The sequence below is a fragment of the Micromonospora sp. WMMA1947 genome (assembly GCF_027497355.1).
Taxonomy (GTDB): Bacteria; Actinomycetota; Actinomycetes; order Mycobacteriales; family Micromonosporaceae; genus Micromonospora.
In genome coordinates this window covers 1,122,591-1,138,951 of the sequence record NZ_CP114909.1, presented here as the reverse complement: position 1 = coordinate 1,138,951, position 16,361 = coordinate 1,122,591, and the positions used below count along the sequence as shown (strand labels likewise).

The following is a 16,361-nucleotide window of genomic DNA, read 5'->3' as shown; positions in this document are numbered from 1 at the left end:
CTACCGGACCCCCGAGAACGCGTCAGGCCACGTCGAGGCGGATGTTCCCGATTCGAGCGACCACATCGAGGTGTCCGCCCAGCCCGGTGACGTAGGCGCGCAGGATGTCCAGGTTGACACTCTCGCCGTTCTCGATCTGGCTGATCCGTGCCTGAGACAAGCCGGCCGCTTCCGCCAGCTGGGCCTGGGTCATGCCCAGCTGCTTGCGGATCTCCGCCAGCTGCGCGCCGCTGACCGAAGCCAGCATCTGCTCTCGCAACTGTCCCCGCCTGGCCACACGCTCGCTGTCGTCCCACGAGGGATCGATACTTCGGGCTTTCGCCTTGACGTCGCGCCAGTTCGCCCCACCACTCATGGCTGTTCTTCCTTCAAGTTCAGCTGCCGGTCGAGTCGGCGGTGGCCTCGGCGCGGGTCTGCCGGGTGCTGCTGATCCAGGTCATCGCCCACCCGGCCAGCGCGAACCCGGCCGCGGCCACCCCGCCGATCAGCAGCAGCCGCCACGCCGAGTGGGTCAGCGCCGTACCGCCCAGATGACCGACCAGCGCCCCGTAGCTGGACCAGGCGAGAGCCGCCGCCGCCTCGTAGGGCAGGAAGAGGCGGTACGGGTAGCGGCTGCGCCCGGCCGAGAAGCAGGCCGCCATCCGGCCGCCGGGCACGAAGCGGCAGAGCAGGATCACCAGCGGCCCCGGTTCGCGCAGCCCGCGAGTGACCCGGGTGACGGCCCGGCGTGCCCGTCCGGGTGTCGTCGCGCGGGCCGGGCGGCGGGTCGGCGTGGTGCGGCCGATCAGATAGCAGGCCAGATCCCCGATGAACACGCCGGCGGCGCCGACCGCGATGGTGAGCGGCAGGCTGAGTCCGCCGTACACGGTCAGCGCCCCGCTGGTGATCATGACGAGCTGGGTCGGCACCACCGGGACGAAGGCGTCGGCGATCAGCAGGATCAGCAGCAGCGCGTACGCCCACATGGGCGACGCGACGTCAGAGATGAGTTCGGCCACGACCGCCACCTCGCCGGAGTTCTCCGTTCGACCGGATCGAGCCTGACGCCGTGTCGGGCGTCACCACCACCGGCCCCGCCTGGCGGTGACAGGCGACACCGACGGGCCATAGGTGTGCAACGAGCCGACCCGGCCGGAGGTGACGGGTGGGCGGGGCCCCGGGGCGGGGCGGCGGATCGACGGATCGCGGCGTACCGTTGGCGGGACGCGGCACCGGAGCCGTCGGGTCCCCCGTTCCCGATGCCCTGGCCGCGGCGGGTCGCCGACAGGTCCCGTGTCGGCGACCCGCACCCTCTCTCCGAAACTCGGATGCGCCGTCGATATCCGCGCGCCTACCGTCGTGGCATGCGCAGCGCGGTAGTGACCACGACGCCGGGTGTTCCCGGCGCGCCGCACTGACGTTTCCGTCGACGAGGCCCCGGGGCGATCCGCTCCCGGGCCTCGCGGCGTACCGGGCCTGCTCGCCTCCGGGTCGTACCCGATCAAGGAGAGCGACATGATCGACCACCGTAGGCTCGGCCGGGACCTGGAGCTGTTCGTCTCCGACCCGCTCGCGGGCGCCGGGCTGCCGATCTGGCTGCCGGCCGGCGCCGCCGCCCGGCACGCCGTCGAGGAGTACGTCCGGGAGCTGGAGCGCCGGGCGGGCTACCAGCACGTCTACTCGCCGCCGCTGGGCAAGCGGGAGCTGTTCGAGCTGTCCGGGCACCTGGGCTACTTCGCCGACGACATGTTCCCGCCGATGCGGCTGAGCGCCGACGACGAGTTCGTGCTGCGCCCGGCGCTCTGCCCGCACCACGCGCTGGTGTTCCGCGCCCGCGGCCGCTCCTACCGGGAGCTGCCGCTGCGGGTCGCCGAGTTGGGCGGCATGTACCGGGCGGAGCGTTCCGGGGTGCTGGGCGGGCTGTCCCGGGTGCGCGCCATCTCGCTCAACGACGCGCACAACTTCTGCGCGCTGGAGCAGGTCGGCGACGAGGTCCGCGAGATCCTGCGGCTGATCGGCGAGGCGCACGCCGCGCTCGGCGTCCGTCCCGCCGGGTTCCGCTTGTCGCTGCGCGGGCAGGACCAGCGGTACGTGGGCGACGACGCCGGCTGGGCACGCGCCGAGGAACTGCTCCGCGCCGCGCTCGACGGGGTGGACGTCGTCGAGGCGCCCGGCGAGGCCGCGTTCTACGGCCCGAAGATCGACATTCAGATCGTGGACGCGGCCGGCCGGGAGTCGACCATCTCCACCGTCCAGCTCGACTTCGACAAGCCGGAGCGGTTCGACCTGTCGTACACCGACTCGGACGGCCGCCGGAAACGGCCGGTGATGGTGCACCGCAGCCTCGTCGGCAGCATGGAGCGGCTGTTCGCGTACCTGATCGAGGTGCACGAGGGCGCGTTCCCCGTCTGGTACGCCCCGGTGCAGTTGCTGCTGCTCCCGGTCGACGCGGCGCAGGCCGAGGCGGCCGTCGGGCTGGCCCGCCGGGCCGAGGCGGCCGGGCTGCGCGTCGAGGTGGACCACGCCGGTTCGCTGGGTGCCCGGATCCGGGACGCGTCCCGCAGCCGCGTCCCGTACACCGGGGTTCTGGGCCCCCGGGAGGCGGCCGACGGTTCGGTCTCGCTGCGCCTGCGCGACGGCCGGGTGCTCGACCCGATGCCCGCCGCGCAGGCGCTGGGCCTGGTCGGCGCGGTAGTCGCGAGCCGGTCGGCGGGGCTGCTTCCGCCGGCCTGACTCCGGTCCGTCCGGGTGCCGGGAGGGCACCCGGACGGGGACCGGCGCCGGGCCGGTGGCCGGGTCCACGTCAGTTCCCGACCGGCGTGCCGGCGCCGGCACGCATTCCCGGCGGGCCGGCCGGGGCGGGTGCCGGCACCTCGTCTTCGATGACCGCGCCGCTGAACTGCGCCCGGTAGAGGCGGGCGTACGCGCCACCGGCGGCGACGAGCTGGTCGTGGGTGCCCTGCTCGACGATCCGGCCCTGCTCCATCATCAGGATCAGGTCGGCGTCGCGGATGGTGGAGAGCCGGTGCGCGATGACGAAGCTCGTCCGGTCCGAGCGCAGCGCCGCCATGGCGCGCTGGAGCAGCACCTCGGTCCGGGTGTCCACCGAGCTGGTCGCCTCGTCCAGGATCAGCAGCGACGGCTCGGCCAGGAACGCCCGCGCGATGGTGATGAGCTGCTTCTCGCCGGCGCTGACGTTGCTGCCCTCCTCGTCGATCACCGTGTCGTAGCCGTCCGGCAGGCTGCGGACGAACCGGTCCACGAACGTCGCCCGGGCGGCGGCGAGGATCTCCTCCTCGGTGGCGTCCGGCCGGCCGTAGGCGATGTTGTCCCGGATGGTGCCGCCGAACAGCCAGGTGTCCTGGAGCACCATGCCGATCCGGCCGCGCAGGTCGTCGCGGCGCATCGTGGAGATGTCCACCCCGTCCAGCGTGATCCGCCCGCCGTCCAGCTCGTAGAACCGCATGACCAGGTTGACCAGCGTGGTCTTGCCGGCGCCGGTGGGACCGACGATGGCGACCGTGTGACCCGGCTCGGCGACCAGCGAGAGGTCGTCGATGAGCGGCTTCTCCGGGTCGTACCGGAAGGAGACGTGCTCGAACTCGACGCGCCCGTGCGGGTCGGCGACCCGGGCCGGCTGGGCCGGGTCGGGGCTCTGCTCGTCGGCGTCGAGCACCGCGAAGACCCGCTCGGCCGAGGCCACCCCGGACTGCAGCAGGTTGGCCATCGACGCGACCTGGGTGAGCGGCTGGGTGAACTGCCGCGAGTACTGGATGAACGCCTGTACGTCACCGAGGCTCATCGAGCCCGACGCCACCCGCAGGCCGCCGACCACGGCGATCGCGACGTAGCTGAGGTTCCCGATGAAGAACATCGCCGGCATGATCAGCCCGGAGACGAACTGCGCGCCGAAACCGGCCCGGAACAGCTCCTCGTTCTTGGCGTGGAAGGCGGCCTCGACCTCCTTCTGCCGGCCGAAGACCTTGACCAGCTCGTGCCCGGTGTACGCCTCCTCGATCTGGCCGTTCAGCTCGCCGGTGTGCTTCCACTGGGCGATGAACTTGCCCTGCGACCGCTTGGCGATCAGGCTGGTGACCACCACCGACATCGGCACCGCGACGAGCGCGACGACCGCCAGCAACGGCGAGATCCAGAACATCATTCCGAGTACGCCGACGACGGTGAGCAGCGACGTGAGCAACTGGCTCAGCGTCTGCTGGAGCGTCTGCGACACGTTGTCGATGTCGTTCGTGACCCGGCTCAGCAGCTCACCGCGGGGCTGCTTGTCGAAGTAGGGCAGCGGCAGCCGGTTGAGCTTGTCCTCCACGTCGGCGCGCAGCGTCAGCACGGTGCGCTGCACCACGCCGTTGAGCACCCAGCCCTGCGCCCACTGGAGCATGCTCGCGCCGACGTAGAGCACGACGGCGAACGCCAGCACCCGGCCCAGCGCGTCGAAGTCGATGCCGGTGCCCGGGATCACGTCCATCCGGGCCAGCATGTCGGCGAAGTTGCCGTTGCCCTGGGCGCGGGCCGCCTCCGCCGCCGCCTCGGTGGTGGTGCCGGGCGGCAGCTGCCGCCCGATCACCCCGCTGAAGATGATGTCGGTGGCGTGGCCGAGCACCTTCGGCCCGATGACGCTGAGCCCGACGCTGGCCAGGGCCAGCGCGAGCACGCCGGTGAGCTGGAGCCGGTACGGCCGCAGCCGCGCCAGCAGCCGCCGTGCCGACGGCCCGAAGTTCATCGCCTTCTCGGCCGGCATGCCCATGCTCATGTGCGGCGGGCCACCGCCGGGCCGGCGTCCGGCCGGGGGTAGTCGCGACGGTTCGTTCTTCTGCTGCGGTACCGACCCGCTCCTCGCGCTCACGCGGCCACCTCCGCCGTCTGCTGCGACGCGACGATCTCGGCGTACGTGGGGCAGCTCTCCAGCAGTTCCTCATGTCGTCCCATCCCGACGACACCCCCGTCCTCGAGCACGATGATCTGGTCGGCGTCGACGATCGTGGAGACCCGCTGGGCCACGATCACCACCGCCGCGTCCGCGGTGACCGGCTTGAGGGCGGCCCGCAGCCGGGCGTCCGTGCCGAGGTCGAGCGCGGAGAAGGAGTCGTCGAAGAGATAGATCTCCGGTTTGCGGACGAGCGCGCGGGCGATGGCCAGGCGTTGCCGCTGGCCGCCGGAGACGTTCGTGCCGCCCTGCGCGATCGGCGCCTCCAGTCCGCCCGGCATCTCCGCGACGAAGTCGCGTGCCTGGGCGATCTCCAGCGCGGCCCACAGGTCGGCGTCGGTGGCGTCCGGGTTGCCGTAACGCAGGTTGCTCGCGACCGTGCCGGTGAACAGGTAGGGCCGCTGGGGCACCAGCCCGATCCGCCGCCACAGCTCGTCCGGGGCCAGGTCCCGTACGTCCACGCCGTCGACCAGGACCGCGCCGGCGGTCGGGTCGACCAGCCGGGGGATGAGCGTCAGCAGCGTGGTCTTGCCGGCGCCGGTGGAACCGATGATCGCCGTGGTCCGGCCCGGCTCGGCCCGGAACGAGATGTCGTGCAGGACCGGTGCGCTCGCGCCCGGGTACTGGAAGCCGGCGCCGCGTAGTTCCAGTTCGCCCCGGCCGGTGACCTCGGTGACCGGGTCGGGCGACGGCACCACCGACGAGTCGGTGTCCAGCACCTCCTCGATGCGCTCGGCGCAGACGGCGGCCCGGGGCACCATCATCAGCATGAAGGTGGCCATCATGACCGCCATCAGGATCTGCATCAGGTACTGGAGGAACGCGGTGAGCGCGCCGACCTGGATCTGACCGGAGTCGACCCGTGCCGCGCCGAACCAGAGCACCGCGACGCTGGAGACGTTCAGGACCAGCATCACGATTGGGAAGATCAGCGCCTGGAGCCGTCCGATCCGCAGCGCGGTGGTGGTCAGGTCGGTGTTCGCGGCCCGGAACCGGTCGGTCTCGTACGGCTCGCGGACGAACGCCCGGACCACCCGGATGCCGGTGATCTGCTCGCGCAGCACCCGGTTGACGGTGTCGATACGGGTCTGCATGAGCCGGAAGCCCGGCACCATCCGGCGGATGATCAGGCCCAGCGCGACGGCGAGCACCGGTACGCAGACCAGCATCAGCCAGGACAGCCCGACGTCCTCGCGCAGCGCCATCACCACGCCGCCGACGCTCATGATCGGCGCGGCCACCAGCATGGTGCAGCTCAGCAGCACCAGCATCTGCACCTGCTGGACGTCGTTGGTGTTACGGGTGATCAGGGACGGCGCCCCGAACCGGGCGACCTCGCGGGCGGAGAAGCTGTTGACCCGCCGGAAGATCGAGCCGCGGACGTCGCGGCCGAACGCCATCGCGGTCTTCGCGCCGAAGTAGACGGCGGCGATCGAACAGGCGATCTGGAGCAGGCTGACCACCAGCATCCACCCGCCCGTACGCAGGATCTGGTCGGTGTCGCCGACGGCGACGCCCCGGTCGATGATGTCGGCGTTCAGGCTCGGCAGGTAGAGCGAGGCGATGGTGCCGACGAACTGGAAGGCCACCACGGCGGCCAGCCATCGTCGGTACGGGCGCAGATGTGAGCGGAGCAGGCGGATCAACACGGATGGCTCCCCGTTGGCGGCTCGGTGTCGGACTCGCTGTCCCGGTTCAACCGACGGAGGTCCCCGTCGGACATGCCGGTGATGATTTCGATCAGGAACTCGCGGATCACCGCCCGGTTGGCCGGGTCGGCGTCGACCGACGTCAACGGCCGGTCGCTGTGGATCATGTCGATGATGGCGCGGGCGTGCTCGCCGCCCTTGTCGGTCAGGGTGAGCCGGACCGTGCGCCGGTCCTCCGGCGCGCGACGGCGGCTGACGAAGCCGTCGCGTTCGAGGGTGTCCACGATGCCGGTGAGTGTGGCGGGCCGGACGAAGCACAGCTCCGCCATTTCCCGGTGGCTCACGTCGCCGGCTCGGAGGAGGATCATCAGGACCCGCATGCCGGCGGACGTGAGCCCGTGGTGTTCGGCGAGGTAACGCCCCCAGTGCTGCTCGACGACGTGCCCGGCGATCGAGATCAGCCGGCCGAGTGGCGCGTGGTGCAAGGCATCGGGGAAGCGGACGAGCGGGCCCATGTTCACGAGCGTCAGATTAGCTCCCGAATCATCAGGGCCCAAACTAATTCTGAGAATCTCCTCAGCCGCGGTCGGCGCGCGCCCGGGACGGCTCGTCCGGGGCGGTGGCGACGTACTCCCGCATCACCTCGGTGACCTCGCGCAGGAACGCGGTGGTGGCCTCGGCCTGCTCGGGCGTGAGCCGGGCGACCGCCCGGTCGACGCCGACGAGCATCGGGCGCAGCGCTTCCAGCACCTCGCCGACGGCGCTCTCGGTCACCTGGAGGCTGAGCCGCCGCCGGTCGTGCGGGTGCGGGGTCCGGGCGACGTGACCGGCCTGCACGAGCCGGTCCACGAGCGTGGTCGCCGAGGCGGACCGGATGCCGAGCCGGTTGCCCAGCTCCACCGGGCCCAGCGGCTCGGGGCTGGAGACCAGATGGTCGATGGCCGCGGCGTCGGTCGCGTTGAGGCCCAGGCGGCGGGCCAGCGCGGCCCGGGTGTCACCGGCGATCCGCAGTACGTCGCGCAGCGCGCGGGACGCCTCGCTGCTCGGTGGTGGACCCGGCGTGGGCTCTGCGGTTGACGGCACCCCCTCCATGGGATAAAGCTAGCATCTCGGGTAGCTAGAAAATCTAGCTAAAGGAGGGCGAGATGCGCGGCGACGGACGCGGACGCTGGTTCGGGCTGCTGGCCCTCAGCCTCGGCGTAGCGATGATCATCGTGGACGCGACGATCGTGAACGTCGCGGTGCCGCAGATCATCCGGGATCTCGACATCACCTCCACCGACGCGCAGTGGGTGCAGGAGGCGTACACCCTGGTCTTCGCCGCGTTGCTGCTGGTCGCCGGCCGCTTCGCCGACCGGTCCGGGCGGCGGCGGATGTTCCTCGTCGGCGTCACCGTGTTCGTGGTCGCCAGCGTGCTCGCGGCGCTCGCCGGCTCCGGCGAGACGCTGATCGCCTCCCGGGTGCTCCAGGGCGTCGGCGGGGCGATGATGCTGCCCACCTCGCTGTCCCTGCTCAACGCCAACTTCACCGGCCGGGAGAAGGGCATCGCGTTCGCCGTCTGGGGCTCCACCATCGGTGGCGCGGCGGCACTCGGCCCGCTGCTCGGCGGCTGGCTCACCACCACGTACTCCTGGCGGTGGGCCTTCGGCATCAACGTCCCGGTCAGCCTGGCCGTGATCGTGGGCACGCTCGTACTCGTGGCGGAGTCCCGCGACGAGCACGCCGAGCGCGGCCTCGACCTGCTCGGCGCGCTGCTCTCGGTGATCGGCATGACCGGCGTGGTCTTCGCGCTGATCGAGGGCCGCACCTACGGCTGGTGGGAGCGGGAGCGGCCGTTCAGCCTGTTCGGGCTGGACTGGACCGCGTCGATCTCGCCGGTGCCGGTGGCCGCGCTGGTCGGCCTCGTCGCGCTCGGGATCTTCCTGGCCCAGCAGGTACGCCGCAACCGGGCCGGCCGTCCGGCCCTGCTCGACCTGTCGCTGTTCGGCATCGGCTCGTTCCGCAACGGCATCCTGGCCGCCGCGATCGTCAGCCTGGGCGAGTTCGGCCTGCTGTTCGCGCTGCCCCTGTGGTTCCAGAACGTGCTCGGCTATAGCGCCTTCCGGACCGGCCTGGCGCTGCTGCCGCTGGCCGTCGGCAGCTTCCTGGCCAGCGGCATCGGCGCGCCGCTGACCCAGCGCTGGGGCGCGGCCCGGGTGGTCCAGCTCGGCGTCGCCGCCGAACTGGTCGGCGTGGCCGGGCTCGGGCTCGTGGTCGCACCGGACACCAGCTGGTGGGCGCCACTGGGCTTCCTGTTCGTGTACGGCGTCGGCGTCGGCCTGGCCACCGCCCAGCTCACCGGCGTCTCCCTGTCGCAGGTGCCGGTACGCCGCAGCGGCCAGGGCTCGGGCCTGCAGAGCACCGCCCGGCAGGTCGGCTCCGCGCTCGGCATCGCGGTGCTCGGCACCGTGCTCTTCGCCGGCCTCGGCGGGATCCTCGGCGACCGGCTGGCCGACCAGCCCGGACTCACCCCCGATCAGCGGGACCAGGTGGTGAGCGCGGTCAAGGAGAGCGCCGGCGCGGCGATCGGCGGGCTGGAGGCGGACCCGCGTACCGCGCCGATCGCCGAGGAGGCGAAGGCGGCGTTCTCCGAGGCCACCCGGTACGCGGCCTTCGCCGGAGCCGGATTCCTGCTGGTCGGCCTGGTCGCCTGCCTGCGCCTGCCGACCGTTCGTCACGAGGAGACCGGGGACTCCCCGCCCGCCGAGACGGAGCCGGCCCGGGCCTGAGCCGCGCCGGGCCACCCCGCCCGGCCCGCCGGGCTCATCCGCCGAGGGCCACCGCCAGCGCCGCGCCCACGAAGACGACCTGCAGCACGGTACGGACACCGAGCGGCGTCACCGGGCGCCCGGCGAGGGTGAGGCGCCGCCGCGCGGCCGACACGTTCGCCGGGAACATGGCGAGCATCAGCAGCACCAGCCCGGCTGCCGCCCAGCGCGCGGTGGCCGGGACCAGCAGGGCGAGCGCGCCGGCGAGTTCCAGCACGCCGGTGACGGTGACCAGCAGGCCGGGCCGGGGCAGCGACGGCGGGACCATGGCGATCAGGTCGGCCCGCCGGGACGCGAAGTGGGCCACGCCGGTCAGCACGAACATCAGCGCCAGCCCGACCCGCAGGGCGGGGTGCCACCCGTCGAGGGCGTCCACGCCGAGCAGGCCGGCGATCCGAGCCAGCGCGGTGCCGGCGAGAAGTGCGATCAGGGGTGCCATGGTCGATCCCTCCGGTTCCAGCTATCTTGTCGATGACAAGATTGCGCCGGCGGATGCCATCTTGTCAATGACAAGTTAGGGTGACGGCATGGCCTCGTACCACCACGGCGACCTTCGTCGCGTCCTGCTGAGCACCGCGGCCGAGGCGATCGCCGAGTCCGGGCCGGCCGCGCTGAGCCTGCGTGAACTGGCCCGCCGGGCCGGGGTCTCGCACGCCGCGCCCGCGCACCACTTCGGCGACAAGGCCGGGCTGCTCACCGCGCTCGCCGTCCAGGGCTTCGACCTGCTGACCGACGCGTTGCGGCAGGCCGGGGACGACCTGCTCGACACCGGCGTGGCCTACGTCGGGTTCGCGGTGCGGCACCGGGCGCACTTCGACGTCATGTTCCGGCCCGAGCTCTACCGGGCCGACGACCCGGAGCTGATCGCCGCCCGCGCCCGGTCCGGGGAGCTGCTGCGCGGAGGCGTGGCCCGGCACACCGGGCGGGAGCCGGACGCCGACGCGCTGGCCGCCTGGTCGATCGTGCACGGCTTCGCCACGCTCTGGCTCTCCGGCGCGCTGCCCGCACGGGTGGGCGACGACCCGGAGGCCGCCGCCCGCACCGTGATCAGGCGGTTGTTCGGCTGAGCCCGGCAGGGCGTCACCAGCTCGTCGGCAGCGGCATCCCCTCGGTGTAGCCGGCGGCGCTCTGCACGCCGACGAGCGCCCGCTCGTGGAACTCCTCCAGGCTGCGCGCCCCCGCGTACGTGAACGCGCTGCGCACGCCCGAGATGATCTCGTCGATCAGGTCCTCGACGCCGGGCCGGTTCGGGTCCAGATACATCCGGGCCGAGGAGATGCCCTCCTCGAAGATCGCCTTCCGGGCCCTGTCGAACGCGCTGTCCTCGGCCGTACGGGCGCTCACCGCGCGCGACGACGCCATCCCGAAGCTCTCCTTGTAGCGCCGCCCGTCGGCGTCGGTGTAGAGGTCGCCGGGCGACTCGTAGGTGCCGGCGAACCAGGAGCCGATCATCACGTTCGACGCGCCCGCGGCCAGCGCCAGCGCCACGTCGCGCGGGTGGCGTACGCCGCCGTCGGCCCAGACGTGCCGCCCCAGCGAACGGGCCGCCGCGGCGCAGTCGAGCACCGCGGAGAACTGCGGACGGCCCACGCCGGTCATCATCCGGGTGGTGCACATCGCACCCGGTCCGACGCCCACCTTCACGATGTCCGCGCCCGCGTCGACCAGGTCGCGTACGCCGTCTGCCGTCACCACGTTCCCGGCCGCCACCGGCACCGGCGGGTCCAGCCGGCGGACCGCCCGCAGCGCCTGGAGCATCCGCTCCTGATGCCCGTGCGCGGTGTCCACGACGAGCGTGTCCACACCGGCCTCCAGCAGCGCGGCGGCCTTGCCGGTGACGTCGCCGTTGATGCCCACGGCGGCCGCGATCCGCAGCCGTCCCCGGTCGTCCACGGCCGGGCTGTAGAGCGTGGCGCGCAGCGCGCCCTGCCGGGTCAGCACCCCGACCAGGCGGCCGTCGCCGTCCACCACCGGCGCGAGCCGGCGGCGGCCCGCCGACAGCCGGTCGAATCCGGTACGCGGGTCCGCGTCCGCCGGCACGGTGTGCAGCTCGGTCGACATCACGTGCCGGAGCTGGGCGAAGCGGTCCACCCCGACGGTGTCCGCCTCGGTCACCACGCCCATCGGGCGGCCGTCCGCGTCGACCACCACCACCGCGCCGTGCGAGCGCTTCGGCAGCAGGTGGATGGCGTCGCCGACGGTGTCGGTCGGCCCGAGCGTGATCGCCGTGTCGTGCACCAGGTGCCGCTGCTTGACCCAGCCGACCACGTCGGCGACGACCTCGATCGGGATGTCCTGCGGGATCACCGCCACCGCGCCGCGCCGCGCCACCGTCTCGGCCATCCGCCGGCCGGCGACGGCTGTCATGTTCGCCACCACCAGCGGGATGGTGGTGCCGGTCCCGTCGGTGGTGGCCAGGTCGACGTCGAGCCGGGAGCCCACCTCGGAACGGTTGGGCGCCATGAAGACGTCGTTGTAGGTCAGGTCGTGCGCGGGGACCGCGCCGTGAAGGAACCGCACCCGGCCATCATTCCCGCCCGGCGGCGCTCCCGCCTTCGGTGGTGGCTCAGACCACCCGGCCCCGCGCTGTTAAGAGGGGGCCCCTTCTCTACCGCACGCGTCAAGAAGGGGCCCTTCCTTACACCTCAGGCGATGGTGCAGATGGCGGCGCCGGACGTGATCACCGCGCCCACCTCCGCGGCGAGCCCGCTGACCTTGCCCGCCTTGTGCGCGTGCAGCGGCTGCTCCATCTTCATCGCCTCCAGCACCACGACCAGGTCGCCCTCGGCCACCTCGTCGCCGTCCGCCACGGCGATCTTGACGATCGTGCCCTGCATCGGGGAGGTGAGCGTGTCACCGCTGACCGCGGCGCCCGCCTTGCCCCCGCCACCCCGGCGGGCCGGCTTCTTCGCGGCGGGCGCGGCTGCCGCCGTACCCGCGCCGAGCCCGGCGGGCAGGACGACCTCCAGCCGCTTGCCGCCCACCTCGACCACGACGGTCTCGCGCTCGGCCGGTTCGTCGGCGGCGCCGGCGGTGGCGGTGAAGGCCGGGACGGTGTTGTCCCACTCGGTCTCGATCCACCGGGTGTGCACGGTGAACGGCTCGGCGGTGAACGCCTCGTCGCGGATCACCAGGCGGTGGAAGGGCAGCGCGGTGGCCATGCCCTCGACCACCATCTCGTCGAGCGCCCGGCGGGCCCGCTCCAGCGCCTCTGCGCGCGTCTCGCCGACGATGATCACCTTGGCGAGCAGCGAGTCGAAGTTGCCGCCGATCACGTCGCCGGCCGAGATGCCGGTGTCCACCCGGACGCCCGGCCCCGAAGGCAGGCGCAGCGTGGTGACGGTGCCCGGGGCGGGCAGGAAGTTGCGGCCCGGGTCCTCGCCGTTGATCCGGAACTCGATGGCGTGCCCGCGCGGCGCCGGGTCCTCGGTGAAGCGCAGCTTCTCCCCGTCGGCGATGCGGAACTGCTCGCGTACCAGGTCGATGCCGGAGGTCTCCTCGGTGACCGGGTGCTCGACCTGGAGCCGGGTGTTCACCTCCAGGAACGAGATCGTGCCGTCCGCGCCGACCAGGTATTCCACGGTGCCGGCACCGTGGTAGCCGGCCTCCCGGCAGATGGCCTTGGCGCTGTCGTGGATCTGGGCGCGCTGGGCGTCGGTGAGGAACGGCGCGGGCGCCTCCTCGACCAGCTTCTGGTGGCGGCGCTGCAGCGAGCAGTCCCGGGTGCCCACCACGATCACGTTGCCGTGCTGGTCGGCCAGCACCTGCGCCTCGACGTGGCGCGGCTTGTCCAGGTAGCGCTCGACGAAGCACTCGCCCCGGCCGAACGCGGCGACCGCCTCGCGGGTGGCCGACTCGAACAGGTGCGGGATCTCCTCCATCGTGCGGGCGACCTTCAGGCCACGCCCGCCACCGCCGAACGCGGCCTTGATGGCGACCGGCAGGCCGTGGTCGACGGCGAACGCCATCACCTCGTCGGCGTTGGCGACCGGGTCCGGGGTGCCGGGCACCAGCGGCGCGCCGGCCCGCTGCGCGATGTGCCGCGCGGTCACCTTGTCGCCGAGGTCGCGGATCGCCTGCGGGGTGGGGCCGATCCAGGTCAGGCCGGCGTCGAGGACGGCCTGGGCGAAGTCGGCGTTCTCGGAGAGGAAGCCGTAGCCGGGGTGCACCGCGTCCGCGCCGGAGCGGGCCGCCACGTCGATCAGCTTGTCGATGCGCAGGTAGCTGTCGGCGGCGGTGTCGCCGCCGAGCGCGTACGCCTCGTCGGCGAGCGTGGCGTGCAGGGCGTCCCGGTCGGAGTCCGCGTAGACGGCGACGCTGGCCAGCCCGGCGTCGCGGCAGGCGCGGATGACGCGGACGGCGATCTCGCCGCGGTTGGCGATGAGAACCTTGCGCACCTTGGGGCTCCTCCCGGGAGGTCGTTGCCGGGAGTTTAGCGGCCGAGCTGCGAGGCCTAACGATCGCTCAGTGTGGGATGCGGCACTGTAGTCAAACTTGGTTATTACGCTTGTCCCGTGTCGGCAACGAGGATGATGATTCTGGGCCTGGTCCGGTGGATGCAGCCGGTGCACGGCTACGACGTGCGCCGCGAGTTGCTCAGCTGGAGCGCGGACAAGTGGGCGAACGTGCAGCCCGGGTCGATCTACCACGCGTTGCGCAAGCTCACCGACGAGGGCCTGCTCCGGACCGTCTCGGTGGAGCAGGTGGGCGCCCGTCCGGCGCGCACCACGTACGAGGTGACGCCGAAGGGGGAGGACGAGTTCGAGACGCTGCTGCGGGCGCAGTGGTGGCAGGTCCAGGAGCCGCCGGACCCGTTCGTGGCGGCGTTCTCGTTCCTGCCGGCGATGCCGCGCGAGGAGGCCGCGGCGGCGTTGCGCAACCGGGCGAACCTGCTCCGGGCCGGTGTCGAGTCGATGCGCGCCTCGCTCGACTCGGACTGGGTGCGCACCCGCAAGCCGGTGCACGTCGGGTGGATGTTCGAGCTGTGGCTGGCCCGCGCCGAGGCGGAGACGGCCTGGTGCGAGCGGATCGCGGAGCGGATCGAGTCGGGAGTGTCGTACCTGCCGGATGGGATGGAACGGGCCGAGGGTTGGTCGGGCTGGACCGACGGCTCCGGTGACACGACATAATCAACGTTGACTACAAGAGCTATATCGCGTTAGCCTCGGCGGGAATCGCGGGGGATTCGTGCGTCCTCGCGGACGATCGGCGGCCGCTCAGGTCCGCCCGGACGACCAGGAGCAGAAATGATCGAGACCAGGGGGTTGCGGAAGTCGTACCGCTCCCGCGCGGGTCGCGAGACGAAGACCGTGGACGCGGTCCGAGGCGTCAACCTCGACGTCGCGGCGGGGGAGATCTTCGGCTTCCTCGGGCCCAACGGCGCCGGCAAGACCACCACACTGCGGATGCTCGCCACGCTCATCGAGCCGGACGGCGGGGAGGCCACGGTGGCCGGGGCCGACCTGCGCAAGAACCCGGCCGAGGTGCGCCGCCGGATCGGGTACGTGGCCCAGGGCGGCAGCACCTGGGACGAGTCGAGCGCCCGCGAGGAGCTGGTGCTCCAGGCCCGCCTCTACGGCATCAGCAAGGCCGAGGCGCACCGCCGCGCCGAGCGCGCCCTCGAAGCCTTCCAGCTCACCGAGTACGCCGACCGCAAGAGCAAGACCTACTCCGGCGGGCAGCGCCGGCGCGTCGAGATCGCGCTCGGCATCATCCACGAGCCGAAGATCGTCTTCCTGGACGAGCCGACCACCGGCCTCGACCCGCAGAGCCGCGCGCACATGTGGGACGAGATCCGCCGGCTTCGTACCGAGGGGATGACCGTCTTCATCACCACGCACTACCTGGACGAGGCGGACGCACTCTGCGACCGCATCGCGATCATGGACCACGGCGAGGTGGTCGCCGAGGGCACACCGGCCGAGCTGAAGCGGGAGATCTCCGGCGAGGTGGTGATCGTCGGCCTGGACGCCGCGACCACCCCGCGCGCGGCCGAGCTGCTCGACACCGAGGCGTACGTGAGCAAGCTGGAGACCGTCGACGAGGGCGGCCTGCGTCTCTACGTCGACGAGGGCGCCACCGCGATCCCGCAGGTGCTGCGCCGCCTCGACCACGCCGGGCTGGACCTGCGCTCGATCGAGCTGCACCGCCCCAGCCTCGACGACGTCTTCCTCACCAAGACCGGCCGCTCGCTGCGCGAGTCCTGACCCCCGGAGTAGCTGTCATGAAACTCGCCCGCGACACCTGGCTGATCTTCCAGCGCCAGACGCAACTACTGCTGCGCAACCCGGTGTGGATCTTCGTCGGCGTCTTCCAGCCGGTGATGTACCTGCTCCTCTTCGCCCCGCTGCTCAAGCCCGCGCTGAACGCGCCCACCCAGGCCGACGCGTACAAGATCTTCGTGCCCGGCCTGCTCGTGCTGCTGGCCATCTTCGGCGGCCTGTTCCAGGGCTTCGGCCTGATCGCCGAGCTGCGCGCCGGCGTCATCGAGCGGTCCCGGGTCACCCCGGTCAGCCGGCTCGCCCTGCTGCTCGGCCGCTCGCTGCGCGACGTGGTCTCGCTGATCGTGCAGGCGGTCATCATCACGCTGCTGGCGCTCGCGTTCGACCTGCGCGTGTTCATCGGGAATCTGCTCCTGGCGTACCTGATGCTCGCCCTCATCGCGCTGATGACCTCGGCCGTCTCCTACGGCATCGCGCTCAAGGTCAAGAGCGAGGACGCGCTCGCCCCGCTGATGAACACCGTCGCGCAACCGGTGCTGCTGCTCTCCGGCATCCTGCTGCCGCTCACCTTCGCCCCCGGCTGGCTGCAGGGCGTGGCCAAGTGGAACCCGTTCTCCTGGGCCGTCGAGGGCACCCGCGCGCTGTTCAACGGCGACCTCGGCAACGACCGGGTCTGGCAGGGCCTCGGCATCATCGCGGTGCTCGCCGCCGCCGGTGTGGTCTGGGCCGCCCGTCAGTTCGCCCGTAGCGTGCGCTGAGC

15 protein-coding genes are annotated in these 16,361 nt (G+C 72.2%); 6 read left to right on the top strand and 9 right to left on the bottom strand.

Annotated features, from left to right (window positions below; all coding sequences use genetic code 11):
- Positions 1-22: 22 nt before the first annotated feature.
- Both O7604_RS05405 and O7604_RS05400 read right to left on the bottom strand, forming a co-directional pair.
- Positions 23-355 carry a helix-turn-helix transcriptional regulator gene (locus tag O7604_RS05405; protein ID WP_269702248.1) on the bottom strand — a complete coding sequence of 111 codons (333 nt, stop codon included), beginning with the start codon at positions 353-355 and terminating at the stop codon, positions 23-25.
- A 19-nt stretch (positions 356-374) separates the two neighbouring features.
- Positions 375-998, bottom strand: a complete 624-nt coding sequence (locus tag O7604_RS05400; protein WP_269702246.1) for a DedA family protein — start codon at positions 996-998, stop codon at positions 375-377.
- A gap of 496 nt (positions 999-1,494) precedes the next feature.
- On the opposite strand from O7604_RS05400, the gene thrS reads away from it, so the two are divergent.
- The gene (gene thrS / locus O7604_RS05395; protein WP_281579032.1) at positions 1,495-2,712 is read left to right on the top strand and encodes a threonine--tRNA ligase; all 1,218 of its coding nucleotides are present in this window, start codon (positions 1,495-1,497) and stop codon (positions 2,710-2,712) included.
- A 70-nt stretch (positions 2,713-2,782) separates the two neighbouring features.
- Here thrS and O7604_RS05390 read toward each other — a convergent pair whose 3' ends face one another.
- The 4 genes from O7604_RS05390 to O7604_RS05375 all read right to left on the bottom strand — a co-directional run bounded on the left by O7604_RS05390 (position 2,783) and on the right by O7604_RS05375 (position 7,665).
- Positions 2,783-4,750 (bottom strand): ABC transporter ATP-binding protein, encoded by a 1,968-nt coding sequence (locus O7604_RS05390; RefSeq protein ID WP_281579920.1) that lies wholly within the window; start codon positions 4,748-4,750, stop codon positions 2,783-2,785.
- An 89-nt stretch (positions 4,751-4,839) separates the two neighbouring features.
- Positions 4,840-6,573 carry an ABC transporter ATP-binding protein gene (locus O7604_RS05385; protein ID WP_269702242.1) on the bottom strand — a complete coding sequence of 578 codons (1,734 nt, stop codon included), beginning with the start codon at positions 6,571-6,573 and terminating at the stop codon, positions 4,840-4,842.
- Positions 6,567-7,088 (bottom strand): MarR family transcriptional regulator, encoded by a 522-nt coding sequence (locus O7604_RS05380; RefSeq protein ID WP_269702240.1) that lies wholly within the window; start codon positions 7,086-7,088, stop codon positions 6,567-6,569. The genes O7604_RS05385 and O7604_RS05380 overlap by 7 nt, the downstream gene beginning before the upstream one ends.
- A 61-nt stretch (positions 7,089-7,149) precedes the next feature.
- Positions 7,150-7,665, bottom strand: coding sequence for a MarR family transcriptional regulator (locus O7604_RS05375; protein ID WP_281579031.1), 516 nt, complete (start codon positions 7,663-7,665; stop codon positions 7,150-7,152).
- Between the two features lie 53 nt (positions 7,666-7,718).
- Here O7604_RS05375 and O7604_RS05370 point away from each other — a divergent pair, with 53 nt between their 5' ends.
- Complete coding sequence (locus tag O7604_RS05370; protein WP_269702237.1) at positions 7,719-9,341, top strand: DHA2 family efflux MFS transporter permease subunit; 1,623 nt, start codon at positions 7,719-7,721, stop codon at positions 9,339-9,341.
- Positions 9,342-9,375: 34 nt separating this feature from the next.
- Here the strand turns inward: O7604_RS05370 and O7604_RS05365 are convergent, their stop codons facing one another.
- Positions 9,376-9,819 (bottom strand): DoxX family protein, encoded by a 444-nt coding sequence (locus O7604_RS05365; RefSeq protein WP_281579030.1) that lies wholly within the window; start codon positions 9,817-9,819, stop codon positions 9,376-9,378.
- A gap of 88 nt (positions 9,820-9,907) precedes the next feature.
- Between O7604_RS05365 and O7604_RS05360 the strand changes: the two genes are divergently transcribed.
- Positions 9,908-10,447 (top strand): TetR/AcrR family transcriptional regulator, encoded by a 540-nt coding sequence (locus tag O7604_RS05360; RefSeq protein ID WP_281579029.1) that lies wholly within the window; start codon positions 9,908-9,910, stop codon positions 10,445-10,447.
- 13 nt (positions 10,448-10,460) lie between these two features.
- Here the strand turns inward: O7604_RS05360 and O7604_RS05355 are convergent, their stop codons facing one another.
- Together O7604_RS05355 and O7604_RS05350 are read right to left on the bottom strand one after the other, a co-directional pair.
- The gene (locus O7604_RS05355) at positions 10,461-11,900 is read right to left on the bottom strand and encodes a GuaB1 family IMP dehydrogenase-related protein (protein ID WP_269702232.1); all 1,440 of its coding nucleotides are present in this window, start codon (positions 11,898-11,900) and stop codon (positions 10,461-10,463) included.
- A 125-nt stretch (positions 11,901-12,025) separates the two neighbouring features.
- The gene (locus O7604_RS05350; protein WP_281579028.1) at positions 12,026-13,777 is read right to left on the bottom strand and encodes a biotin carboxylase N-terminal domain-containing protein; all 1,752 of its coding nucleotides are present in this window, start codon (positions 13,775-13,777) and stop codon (positions 12,026-12,028) included.
- 132 nt (positions 13,778-13,909) lie between these two features.
- Between O7604_RS05350 and O7604_RS05345 the strand changes: the two genes are divergently transcribed.
- The 3 genes from O7604_RS05345 to O7604_RS05335 all read left to right on the top strand — a co-directional run bounded on the left by O7604_RS05345 (position 13,910) and on the right by O7604_RS05335 (position 16,359).
- Entirely contained in the window at positions 13,910-14,509 is a 600-nt protein-coding gene (locus O7604_RS05345) for a PadR family transcriptional regulator (protein ID WP_269706918.1), read from the top strand.
- A gap of 117 nt (positions 14,510-14,626) precedes the next feature.
- Complete coding sequence (locus O7604_RS05340; RefSeq protein WP_071096823.1) at positions 14,627-15,586, top strand: ATP-binding cassette domain-containing protein; 960 nt, start codon at positions 14,627-14,629, stop codon at positions 15,584-15,586.
- 17 nt (positions 15,587-15,603) lie between these two features.
- Positions 15,604-16,359 (top strand): ABC transporter permease, encoded by a 756-nt coding sequence (locus O7604_RS05335; RefSeq protein WP_269702229.1) that lies wholly within the window; start codon positions 15,604-15,606, stop codon positions 16,357-16,359.
- The last annotated feature ends 2 nt before the right edge of the window (positions 16,360-16,361 follow it).